General features: G+C 71.4%; 10 protein-coding genes. 3 read left to right on the forward strand and 7 right to left on the reverse strand.

The genetic code is table 11. The features are described 5' to 3' along the window. Positions 1–115 precede the first annotated feature (115 nt). The 5 genes from P2T62_RS19500 to P2T62_RS19520 all read right to left on the reverse strand — a co-directional run bounded on the left by P2T62_RS19500 (position 116) and on the right by P2T62_RS19520 (position 5,195). The gene (locus tag P2T62_RS19500; RefSeq protein ID WP_276258685.1) at positions 116–1,318 is read right to left on the reverse strand and encodes a pyridoxal phosphate-dependent aminotransferase; all 1,203 of its coding nucleotides are present in this window, start codon (positions 1,316–1,318) and stop codon (positions 116–118) included. Further along, the gene (locus P2T62_RS19505; RefSeq protein WP_276258686.1) at positions 1,315–1,863 is read right to left on the reverse strand and encodes an Lrp/AsnC family transcriptional regulator; all 549 of its coding nucleotides are present in this window, start codon (positions 1,861–1,863) and stop codon (positions 1,315–1,317) included. Before P2T62_RS19505 ends, P2T62_RS19500 begins: the two co-directional genes overlap by 4 nt. A gap of 94 nt (positions 1,864–1,957) precedes the next feature. Next, a complete protein-coding gene (locus P2T62_RS19510; protein WP_276258687.1) occupies positions 1,958–3,001 on the reverse strand; it encodes a M48 family metallopeptidase in 1,044 nt (347 codons plus the stop codon). Between the two features lie 70 nt (positions 3,002–3,071). Continuing rightward, positions 3,072–4,715 (reverse strand): GTPBP1 family GTP-binding protein, encoded by a 1,644-nt coding sequence (locus P2T62_RS19515; protein ID WP_276258688.1) that lies wholly within the window; start codon positions 4,713–4,715, stop codon positions 3,072–3,074. Between the two features lie 99 nt (positions 4,716–4,814). Continuing rightward, positions 4,815–5,195: a hypothetical protein gene (locus P2T62_RS19520; RefSeq protein WP_276258689.1), complete on the reverse strand. Its 381-nt coding sequence runs from the start codon at positions 5,193–5,195 to the stop codon at positions 4,815–4,817. Positions 5,196–5,362: 167 nt separating this feature from the next. On the opposite strand from P2T62_RS19520, the gene P2T62_RS19525 reads away from it, so the two are divergent. The 3 genes from P2T62_RS19525 (at position 5,363) to hisS (ending at position 8,448) form a co-directional block, all read left to right on the forward strand. Beyond that, positions 5,363–6,313: a lamin tail domain-containing protein gene (locus P2T62_RS19525; RefSeq protein WP_276258690.1), complete on the forward strand. Its 951-nt coding sequence runs from the start codon at positions 5,363–5,365 to the stop codon at positions 6,311–6,313. 109 nt (positions 6,314–6,422) lie between these two features. After that, the gene (locus tag P2T62_RS19530; protein ID WP_276258691.1) at positions 6,423–7,043 is read left to right on the forward strand and encodes an RAD55 family ATPase; all 621 of its coding nucleotides are present in this window, start codon (positions 6,423–6,425) and stop codon (positions 7,041–7,043) included. Positions 7,044–7,152: 109 nt separating this feature from the next. Further along, the gene (gene hisS, locus P2T62_RS19535) at positions 7,153–8,448 is read left to right on the forward strand and encodes a histidine--tRNA ligase (RefSeq protein ID WP_276258692.1); all 1,296 of its coding nucleotides are present in this window, start codon (positions 7,153–7,155) and stop codon (positions 8,446–8,448) included. A 681-nt stretch (positions 8,449–9,129) separates the two neighbouring features. Here hisS and P2T62_RS19540 read toward each other — a convergent pair. Continuing rightward, complete coding sequence (locus tag P2T62_RS19540) at positions 9,130–10,248, reverse strand: glycosyltransferase family 4 protein (protein WP_276258693.1); 1,119 nt, start codon at positions 10,246–10,248, stop codon at positions 9,130–9,132. A 28-nt stretch (positions 10,249–10,276) separates the two neighbouring features. Continuing rightward, the gene (locus P2T62_RS19545; protein ID WP_276258694.1) at positions 10,277–11,494 is read right to left on the reverse strand and encodes a glycosyltransferase; all 1,218 of its coding nucleotides are present in this window, start codon (positions 11,492–11,494) and stop codon (positions 10,277–10,279) included. Positions 11,495–11,702: the final 208 nt, after the last annotated feature.

Consider the following 11,702-nt stretch of genomic DNA (forward strand, 5'->3'; position numbering starts at 1 on the left):
CGCCTCCAGCCCGGGAAGAACCGGATTATTTAACCGCTACCTACCGAGTTCGGGCGCCGTGCCGGCGGCGGTAGCGACCGCCTTCCCGCGCTCGGGTGCGTCGCCCGTCTGCGGCTCAGGCGGCCCCCTCGACGAACCGCTCGAGCCGGTGCATCGCCTCCTTCAGGTCGTCCAGTCCCGTCGCGTACGAGGCGCGGAGGTGGCCGTCGCCGCCGGCCCCGAACGCGTCGCCCGGCACCATCGCGACGGATTCGGCCTCGAGCAGCTCCTCGGCGAACGTCGATGCGTCCTCCCACGGATCTGGTACCTCCGGAAAGACGTAGAACGCGCCGGTCGCCTCGAAACACTCGACACCCATCTCGGCGAACCGCGAGAGGACGAACTGCCGGCGGCGGTCGTACTGGCGGCGCATCTCGGCGACCTCGTCCGCGCACGACTCCAGCGCCTCGATGGCGGCGTACTGCGCCGTCGTCGGCGCCGACAGCATCGCGTACTGGTGGACCCGGTTGATGGCCTCGATGGCGCCCGGCGGCCCCATCGCGTACCCGAGCCGCAGCCCGGTCATCGCGTACGCCTTCGAGAAGCCGTTGAACACGACCGTCCGCTCGCGCATCCCCGGCAGCGCGGCGATGCTCGCGTGGTCGCCCTCGTAGGTGAGGTCGGCGTAGATCTCGTCGGAGAGCACCCCGATATCGTTCGCCTTGCAGAACTCCGCCACGGGGGCGAGTTCCTCGACGGACATCGTCGCGCCGGTCGGGTTGTTCGGGAAGCAGTAGACCAGCAGGTCCGCCGCCTCGGCGCCCGCGTCGTCCAGCACCTCGGGCGTGAGTTTGAACTCGTCCGCGGCGCGCGTCGGTACCGGGAGCACCTCCCCACCCGCGAACCGCACGCCCGGCTCGTAGGAGACGTAACACGGCTGGGCGACCGCCACCGTATCGCCGGGGTCGACGAGCGCCCGGAACGCGGCGTCGATGGCCTCGCTCGCGCCCGCCGTGACGATGACCTCCTCGTCGGGATCGTACGAGAGGTCCCACCGCTCGGCGTCGGCGGCGATGCGCTCGCGGAGTTCGCGCATCCCGCGATTGGCGGTGTAGGAGGTCTGGCCCCGCTCCAGCGAGGTGATGGCGGCCTCCCGAGCGTTCCACGGCGCGGTGAAGTCGGGTTCGCCCACGCCCAGCGAGATGACGTCGTCCATCTCCTCGGCGAGCTCGAAGAACCGGCGGATGCCCGACGGTGGCGTGTTCTGTACCCGCTGGGACGGGACGAGCGGTTGCTCGTCGCCCTCGCTCTCGTCGGTCTCGGCTTCGTCGAGGCTCATGGCGTCACGGAGAGCCGGTCGTCGTCGCCGGACTCCTCGAAGCGATGGCCCGCCTCCTTGTACGTGTCCATCACGTAGTGGGTCACCGTCTGCGTGATCTCGGGCACGGGCGCGACCTTCTCGCTGATGAAGCGCGACACCTTGCTCATCGAGGCCTCCTCGACCTCGAGCGCGAAGTCGTAGTCCCCGCTCACCAGCCGGAGCGCCTGCACCTCGGGGAACTGCGCCAGCCGGTCGGCGATGTCCTCGTAGCCCGTCTCGCGATCCAGCGTCACGTTCAGCTCGACCAGGGCGTGGACGTGCTCGGCGTCGGTCACGTCCTCGGCGCGGTCCCAGTCGACGACCGCGGCGTACCCCTGGACGACGCCCGCCGATTCGAGATCCGCGATGACGGACTCGACCGCGTCGGTGTCGAGTCCCGTCATCCGTGCGAGGTCCTCGGTGGAGTAGCGGGCGTTCTCACAGAGGAGGTCGAGGAGTTCGGCGCGGGCCTCGGTCTCGTCCTGGCCGCCGTCGGCTGCGGCGTCGTCCGACTGGTCGCTCATGGGCGTATGCGGGTGCAGGGCGGACTAAACGCTTGCGAGTGCGTGCTAGGGCGAGGCGTACGGGGCCGGGAATCCCAGCCCCCCGCCCTCGCGCCTACTTGACCTCGATACGGACCCCCCCGCCACCACGCGCCTGCGCCTCGCCCGACACGGCCACGTCGCGCTCGCTCCGGCCGACCAGCCGCTCGATGCGGTCCGCCATGGGCGGGTGGGTCGCCAGCAATCGCGTCAGGGTCCCCTCCTCGTCGCCATGGATGACCAGTTCCGAGAGCAGGCCCGCCGGCGGGCGCGCGGCGCGGTCGATGCGGGCGAGCGCGCTGGCGAGCGCGACCGGGCGGCCCGTCACGTCGACGGCACGGTCGTCGGCCGCGAGTTCGCGCCGGCGCGAGTAGGCCCGGAGTGCGAGCGTGAAGGCGAACAGGACGACCACGGCGCCGGTCGTGGCGTACGCGTGCGCCCGGGAGGCCGCGACCGTGATCTCGCGGGGGGAGTCCCCGCGGAGGTAGGCCACCGCGCGGGCGACCCCGACCGCGAGGATGATGACCGGGAGGAGCGCCAGCGTCACGAGCCCCGTGACGGTCCGGACGACGCTGCTGCCGAGCGTCTTCACCAGCCCGTCCCGGTTCTCCAGGTGCGCGAGTTCGTGGGCGAGGATGGTCTCCAGCTCCGGCCCGTCGAGCAGGCGGAACAGCGACGGGTCGATGATGACGAGGCCGTCCCGGGGCCCCCCCAGTGCGAGCGCGTTCGGGGCGCCCATCCGGCCGACGGCGAGCGTCGGGGGGGCGAGCCCCATCTCGTCGGCCATCGCGGCGACCCGCTCGTACAGCGCCGGAGCGCGCGCTCGCGGGATCTCGGTGAGGTCGAGGTCGCGCCGGAGTGCCACCAGTCCTCCCCGGTAGCTGGCGTAGCCGAGCGCCAGCGCCAGCCCGAGGACGACCGCGACCGTCGTGGCGGGGTCCGGGCGCTGGGCCCACACGTAGAGGAGGCCGCGGTAGACGACGAACGCCGCCGTCGTGTACAGCACGAGCACGACGATGCCGACGACGGCCATGAGGACGCGGAGGCCCGGTCCGGGGTCGAACGGGCGCGAGTGGACCGCTGCGGGGGCGTTCTCCTGGCGAGGACCGCGACGGGACACGCTCGCCGGTAGGTGCGGGAGCGACAAGACGATTGCCGTGGGCGGAGAGGGGTCGCCGTGGCCGTGGCCGCTATCCGTCCGGGTGGATGTCGGTGACGGTGCCGACGCCCTTCGACTGGCCCTCGCGGAAGACGAACCGCTGGCCCTCCTCGATGAGGTAGGGACGGAACTTGAACCGCAGCCGTGCGCGGCCCGTATCGCCCGGCAGGAGCTGGCCGCCCTCGGGGAAGATGGCGGCCGCCTCGCTCACCGTCTCCAGGTGGACGACGGGTTCGTACCCCTCATCGATGCGGGTCGGGTGGTTCAGCACCATCACCTCGGCCTCGAACTCGCGGACCGGTTCCGGCTCCGCATCACGCGGCAGGAGCACCATCCCGCGCTCCACGTCGGCCTCGCGGACGTTCTTGAGCGCGATACCGACGATGCGGCCCGCCCGCGCCTCGTCGACGCGGTGGTAGTGCATCTCGATGGACCGGACCTCGACCTCGCGGAAGGAACCGTCCTGCATCGGCCCGAGCAGGAGCTCGTCGCCGGCCGACACCGTGCCCGAGCGGATGGTGCCCGAGGCGACCGCACCGACGCCCTTGACGTTGTAGCTCCGGTCGACGTACATCTGGAAGGTGTCGGCGGCCGTGCCGCTCTCGGTCTTCGGGAGCCGGTGGAACAGCTCGTCGAGCACCTGCAACCCCTCCATCGTCACGGCGCTCGTCGTGACGACCGGGACGACCGTCTCCGAGATCTCCTCGATGGCGGCCTCGACACCGTGCCGGGCCACCGACAGCGGCGTCCGGTCGGCCCCCCGGAGGAGCCGCTCGACCTCGCGCTCGACCTCGGCGAGGCGCTCCTCGCTCACCATGTCGGCCTTCGTGATGGCGACGATGGTCGGGAGTTCGGTCGCGAGCAGGATGCCGAGGTGTTCGCGGGTGGTCTTGGTGGGGCCGTCGTCGGCCGCGACGACGAGCAGGCCGTAGTCGAGTTTCTGCCCGACCAGCCCGCGGATGGTGGTGCGGAGCCACGGCTCGTGGCCCACCGTGTCGACGAAGCTGACGAGGCGGTCGGCCTCCTCGACGACGCCGGCGCGGTCGGACTTGCGGTGCGGGTTGTCCATCCGGACGGGGCCGTCCTCGTCGTCGAAGCCGTAGACGCCGTACGACAGGTCGGCGGAGAGCCCGCGCTCCATCTCGTGGGGCTGGACGTCGAGGAACGAACGGGTGCCGCCCTCGCCGTCGTCCGGTTCGCCGGTGACCAGCGAGCCGACCAGCGTCGACTTCCCGTGGTCGACGTGGCCCGCGGTGCCGACGACGATGTGCTCGTCGTCGGTGTCGAGCACCGCACCCTCCCGGACCGTGGCGACGCCGACGATGCCGCGCTCGCCCTCGCCACCGGGTTCGGCCCCCTCCGGGCCGACACCCCACGTCTGCACGTCGTCGATGTGGGCGCCGGCCTCCTCGGCCAGCAGCGAGAGGACGTCCATCGACTCGGAGAAGGCGTCGGGGGAGATGCCCGCGATGCCGCCGTCGTCCGTGACGCCGACGACGTAGGTGGCCTCCCCGTCGCCGGAGAGGACACGGTGGCGCAGCTGCGCCGCGAGGGATTCGAGACGGCCGTCCGACAGGTGGACGGCCCGGGTGAGCCGTTCCTTGAACTCGACGCTGCCGCCCTCCTCCTCCCCGTGCTCGATGGCACGGTCGAGGAGGGCCCGGTCGGCTGGCATACGGGAACGCGTAACAGCCGGCCGGGCAAAAGGCTTCCCGACGCCGTGTGCCGAGCTAGCGAGCCTTGCTCGGAGTCGGCCGGCGAGCCGCGTCCGTCGTCAGGGCCAGACCAGCCCGCGAAGGCTGTCCAGCGTCTCGGGCGAGGCGAAGGGCGTCTCGTCGTGGACCATCGGCCGCAGCGCGACCAGCCCGTCGAGCCGGTCCTCCAGCCCGGCGCGGTCCGTGGTGTCGTAGCCGGTGACGGTCCACGGCGGCCAGACGGTCAGTAGCTCGAATCGGCTCCCCGACCACCGGGTGTACACGTCGGCGGCGCCGTCCTGTGCGACGAGCGCCAGCTCGCCGTCGGTCGCGCGCATCGTCTCGACGTGGTCCGCGAGGTCGGCATCGTCGCCGTCCGTGACCGCCTGGAAGACGTTGCGGACCGGCTGCTGGTCGGAGTGGGTCAGCAGGATGTCCCGAACGTCCGTCTCGTCACTCATCGAGCGTGCGTACGTGTGGCACTCACATAGTCTCCGGGGTCGGCCGGCGGTCGAACCGCGGGCGGGCGCCGCGTCGGTGACCCGGTCACGGGGACCGTGGCCCGCGCGGCGGGACCACCCCAACGACGGGCCGTCACCGCTTTGCCGTGCGCCCCCGAGAGGCGGGTATGCAACGGTCCCGCCTCGTGGCGGTTCTGCTCGCGACGCTCCTGCTGACCGCGGGCTGTACGGCCTCTCAGCCGGCGGCGCCGCCGGGTGACGGCGGCGCGGCCGACGGTCAGTCCGGTGGGGCGTCGCTTTACGGCGCCGAGACGACCGGCAGCGTCACCGTCACCGTCACGCGGGTCGTCGACGGCGACACGCTGGAGGTCCAGTACGACAACGGCACCGCCGACACCGTCCGCCTGCTCGGGGTCGACACGCCCGAGGTCCACACCGACAACTCGCCCGACGAGTTCGAGGGCGTCCCCGAGACCGAGGCCGGCCGCTCCTGTCTCGGGCGCTGGGGCGAGCGGGCCAGCAGCTACGCGAAGGAGACGCTGACCGGCGAGGAGGTCACACTCTACTTCGACGAGAAGGAGGGGCGACGGGGCTACTACGGCCGCCTCCTCTCGTACGTCGTCCACGACGGGTCGAACTTCAACTACGGCCTCGTCTCCGGTGGCTACGCCCGTGTGTACGACTCGCAGTTCACCGCCCGTGAGGCGTTCTACGACGCCGAATCGACCGCACAGGGCGACGGGACGGGACTCTGGGAGTGTGCCACCGAGTCGCCGCCGACCGGCACCGCGACGGCGACCGCCGACGGCGGCATCCACGCCGACGCCGAGGGCAACGACAACGAGAACCTGAACGACGAGTACGTCACCCTGGAGAACACGGGCGACACCGATCTCTCCCTGGCGGGCTGGACGGTCAGCGACGAGGCCGGGAAGACCTACACCTTCGGCGACGTGACGCTGGCGCCCGGCGAGCGGGTGACGCTCCACACCGGGAGCGGGACCGACGGCGACGGCGACCTCTACTGGGGTCGCGAGGGGGCCGTCTGGAACAACGGCGGTGACACGGTGACCGTGCGGGACGATTCCGGCGCGGTCGTCGCCGAGCGGTCGTACTGACCCACGCAGCCGCCGGTCCACCGTCCGGGAGGATGGGGTCGGACCGTGGGACATTGCCGGGGATTTTTCCACCACCGGATCGTCCGGCGGAAACAGGAACGGGGTCACGATGGACTACGAACTGCCGCCTGCGATGCTGGAGGGTGGTGTCGGAGCGGGAACGAGCGTGCTGCTGGCGGGGCCACCGGGGTCGGGCAAGCGCGAGCTGCTCTGGGAGGTGCTCACCACCGGTCGGAAGGGCGGCTCCGTGCTCGTGACGATGACCGACCCGGTCGACGAACTCGGGTTCACCTTCGAGCGCGTCGACCCGGACGAGCCCGAGGTCCACGCCGTCGACGCGAGCGGGCGCCTCGACCCCGATGCCGTCGACGGGCTCTCGGAGCCCCACCGGCGCGTCGAGGTGGTCGACGGCCCCGCCGACTTCACCGGCATCGGGATGGCGCTGGCCAGCCGACTCGACGAGCTGGACCCGCCGAACCCGAACCGCCGGGTCGGCGTCGACGGCGTGGCGCCGCTGCTCGACGCCGTCGACTGGGAGTCCGTCTACAAGTTCCTCCGGCGGATGAGCGACCGTGCTCGGGCCGACGACTGGCTGTTCGTCGCCACGCTCGACACCGACGCCGTCGGACAGGTCGACTACAACCTGGTCGAGCAGGCGTTCGACACCGTGCTGGAGACCAGCCCCGCCGACGGGGGCGACGCCGTCCGGCCCGCGGACGAGGCCGAGTGACACGAGGGGAGCGCGACGACCGACCAACCCCGGGACGCCGGGGGGCGCCGTTCCCCGCCGCGCCGCGCCGACCGTAACCTTTCAACCCGCCCCCGGCGAACCGCGGGGCATGTACGAGCGCCTGAAGGGCTTTCGCGACTTCTTCCCCCCGGAGATGGCCGCCCGGCGCGCCGTCGTCGACACCGTCGAGGACGTCGCCCGGCGGTACGGCTTCCGCGAGATCGACACGCCCCGGCTCGAGCGGGCCGAGATGTGGGCGGACAAGTCCGGCGACGACATCGTCGACGAGCTGTACGCCTTCGAGGACAAGGGCGGGCGCCACGTCACGCTCACGCCCGAACTCACGCCCACCGTGGCGCGGATGGTCGTCGACAAGGGACAGGAACTGAGCAAGCCCATCAAGTGGGTCTCCACGCGGCCGTTCTGGCGGTACGAGGCGGTCCAGCAGGGCCGCTTCCGCGAGTTCCACCAGACCAACGTCGACATCTTCGGGACCGACGAGCCGACCGCCGACGCCGAGGTGCTGGCGTTCGCGGCCGACGCGCTGACCGAACTCGGGCTGACCGGCGAGGACTTCGAGTTCCGGGTCTCGCACCGCGACATCCTCGGCAACCTGCTGGAGTCGTTCGAGCCCGAGGTCGACAGGCGCGTGGCCATCCGCGCCGTGGACAAGCGCGAGAAGGTCGATTACGACGAGTACCTCGACCTCCTCGCGGAAGCGGGGATGGAGCGGGCCGACGCCGAGTCGTTCGACGCCCTCCTCGCCGACGACGACCTCGACGCCATCGTCGAGGCCGGCAACGAGGACGTGGGCGCCGCAGTCGGGAACCTGCGTGCCGTACTCTCCGCGGCCGAGGACTTCGGCGTCCGCGAGTACTGCGACGTGTCGCTCGCGACCGCACGCGGACTGGACTACTACACCGGCGTCGTGTTCGAGTGCTTCGACTCCACCGGCGAGGTCTCGCGCTCGGTCTTCGGCGGCGGCCGCTACGACGACCTCATCGAGGAGTTCGGCGGCCAGCCCACGCCCGCCGTCGGCGTCGCGCCCGGCCACGCCACCCTCCACCTCCTCTGCCAGCGCGCCGGCGTCTACCCGGACGAGGCCGTCTCGACCGACTACTACGTCCTGTCGGTGGGGGAGACGCGACCCGAGGCGCTCCGCGTAGCCCGTGACCTCCGCGAGCGCGGCCACGTCGTCGAGACCGACCTCAACGACCGCGGCTTCGGCTCGCAGCTCTCGTACGCCGATTCCATCAACGCCGAGACCGTCGTCGTGGTCGGCGAGCGCGACCTCGAGGACGGCAACGTGACGGTGAAGGACATGGCCAGCGGCGACGAGACGACCGCGCCGTTCGAGAGCTTCCCCGGTGACGCCGAGCGGCCGACGTACGACGATTTCGCTTGAATTCTGCAGATTTTCAACCTATTTCATACCTTGTAAAGTGGCCTCTATAATTACAAGTGAATTTGATTATTTTCCCACTACAGCCCCCAGGAACCTGTAGAAAGCCCCCGGGCGCTCGACCGGTTGCGACTCGCTGCGGTCCTCGCCTCGCTCGCTTCGCTCGCTCGGCTGTGGTCCTTGCGTCGTCTCACCGGGTCGACCGCCCGGCCCCTTTCAGTCCCGCCCGACATGACTTGTTGAGGCTCGCGGCGCCCCTGCCCTTCCCCAGGTCGCGCGGGCCTCGCGGTGCTCGGCCACGCGCTCCCGGCCAGATGGTGGTTGCTCGGCCGGCTGGTTCCGAGGTTAGGAAGCGCGCTCGCGCCATCCGGCGGAGGCCGCGAACGTCAGTGAGCGTGCCGGAGCCCAATCGGCGCGAGCGCGGGGAGGTGTGGGGACGCTAGCGCTCCGGTGGAACCACCACGCGCGAACGCTCGGTGCCGCAAGCAACAGGGCGGGACTGAAAGGGGCCGTCCGCTCGACCGCTCCCGGGCGACGCAAGCACCGCAGGGAGCGAACGCAGTGAGCGACCGAGGAGCGCAGCGAGCCCCGGAGCGTCGAGCGGACGGGGCCTTTCTACTCGGTTCAGTCATCGCTGTCGGTCTCGTCGTGTGGGCCAGCGGGAACCTCGCACAACCACGCCACTCAGCCGACCAGGCCCTCGAACAGCGCCTCGTACTGCACCGCGACCTGCGACCAGTCGTACGCCAGCGCCCGCTCACGAGCCCGCGCACCCATCGCCTCCAGCGCCCCGGAGTCCCGCGCGAGGTCGTCCAGCGTCCGCGCCAGCGCGTCGGGCGAGGGCTCGACCACCCGCCCGACAGTGTCGTCGACCACATCGGTCGCCGCACGGGGGGAGGCCACCACGAGTGTCCCCGAGGCGAGTGCCTCCAGCACCGTGAGCGGCATCCCCTCGTACGCCGACGGGAGGACGAACAGGTCACTGGCGGCGTAGCGCGCCGGGAGGTCGGCGTCGGGGACGTAGCCGAGGAACTCGACACGGTCGCCGACGCCCGCCCGGCGGACGCGTTGCTCAAGGTCCTCGCGCAGGGGCCCGTCGCCGCCGACCGTGAGCCGCCAGTCGCCGTTCGATGCCGCCACGGCGTCCACGAGACGACCGGGCCGCTTCTGCTCGACGAGTCGCCCCTGGAAGTGGACGCGGATGGGGCCCCCGTCGTCCGACGCGCCGGCGTCGGGGTGGAACCGCCCCGTGTCGACGCCGTTCGGAATCGGGACGAGCCGACCGTCCGCGGCGGGGTTCGGGCCCCGGAGGCGGCCGATCCGCGCGATGTCGTCGCGGACGTTCCCGGAGATGGCGACCACGCGGTCGGCACGGCGGGCGATGCGGCGCTCCAGTGCCGCGTACGCCAGCGCCTGTGGCTTGCCGAGGACGCCGCGAACGCCCGCGCGGGCGAGCCAGCCGTGCCAGACCAGGTGGAAGACCATCGCCGTCGGCACGTCGAAGTCGACGCCGCGGAAGGCGCTCTCGTCGGTCAGGAGGAGCACGTCGCAGGCCTCGGCGTCGACGCGGGCGGCGCGGGCGAGCCCGAGCTCCGTGACCGGGTTCAGCTTCAGCCCCCGTGGGGAGGGGTAGGTCCGCACGTCGAGATCGTCGATGCCGTCGCGGCGGTCGCGCGGCTCGTCGGTGAAGACGGTCACGTCGTGGCCGCGCCGCGCGAGCGCCCGGGCGAGGTGTTCGGTGTGGCGCTCGCCGCCGCCGGGTTCCGGCCGGGCGAAGTAGGCCTGCAGGACGCCGACGTGCATCAGCGACCACCCGGGGGAGCGCCGGCCATCAGAAGCGGGCCTGGAAGTCGGCGTGGTGGCCGGCGACCAGTCCGCGGAGGCGGTTCTCGAACGTCTCCCGGGAGAACTCCTCGACCGCCGCCCGCGCGTCGCCGTCGGCGAGGCCGTCGCGCTCGAAGCGCGCGATGGCGGTCCGGATGCCCGCCGGGGTGCCGTCGTGGGTGTAGCCGTTCTCGCCCTCCTCGACGTGCATCCCGGGGAAGCCGGTCTCGTTGACGAGACAGGCCTTGTCCGAGGCGTTGGCCTCCACCGGGACGATGCCGAAGTCCTCCTTGTGGCCGTTGAAGACGACGGCCCGACAGTTCGACAGCAGGGCGCGCTTCTGGGCCTCGCTGACGTAGCCGTGGTACTCGACGTTCGGGAGGCGCTCGACCCGCTCGCGGACATACCCGGCCACGTCGCCCTCGGGCCCGGCCAGCAGGAGGCGCCGGTCCGTGTCGGCGAAGGCCTCGACGACGGCCTCGACACCCTTCTCGTCGTCCAGGCGGCCGAGGTGGAGGTAGTAGTCCCCGGCCGGCCGGGGCGAGCGGTCGGGGTCGGCGGCCACCCGGGTCGCCGTCGTCCCGCCGTCCGTCCGGTACCGTTCGAGGGGAACCGGCGGATAGAGCACCTCCGCCTCGCGGTCGTAGTACTTCCAGAGCCGCCGCGCGATGACGGGGCTGTTGGCGAGGTAGTGGTCGACGCGGCGGTCGACCGCGGCGTCGCGGGTCCGGAGGTGGCGCAGGAGCGGCCGGCCCACGGTCCCGAGCAGCGAGCCCTTGCGCTCGTGGTAGAGGTCGTAGAACCAGCGCGGCGGCGAGTGACAGTAGTTGATGTGGAGGACGTCGTCCGGGGTGACGACGGCCCGGGGCGTCGCCCCGGAGGTGACGAGCACGTCGATGTCACCGTAGTCGCGCCAGTCGACGTCCTCCCAGATGCCGTACTCGAAGACGCGGTCGACCCGTGCCTGCGCGCGCCGGAGCGGGGTCAGCGAGAGGTCGTCCAGCACGTCGTGGAACGGGATATCCGACGGGCCGGCGGTATCGGTCGGCGGGTCGACGGTGTAGATACGGTCGGCGTCCAGGGTCTCCGCGATGGCGCCGGCGACCCGGACGGCGCCGCCGACGCCACGGACCCGCCAGTGCGCGATGGCGACGTTCAGGTCGGCGATCTCGACCGACGGCCTGTCGGGAACGCGCTCCGGACCGCCGGTCGTCTCCTCGCTCACTGCCCTTTTTTATGGGAATCGCGTGGAAAACCCTTGTGGCACGGCGCGGCCGTGTTCGGCGGTCTCACACCCTCGCGGCCCCGTCCGCTAGAGGATGACAATCCCTTATATTCGTTAGTCGAACCTAGTGCGGCCCAACTCCTTAGACGATATTACCATTATAATTCATAAGGGTTTTATCCACGCTCCAGCGACAGTGGGGCAGAGC

It is taken from the genome of Haloglomus litoreum (assembly GCF_029338515.1).
GTDB lineage: Archaea > Halobacteriota > Halobacteria > Halobacteriales > Haloarculaceae > Haloglomus > Haloglomus litoreum.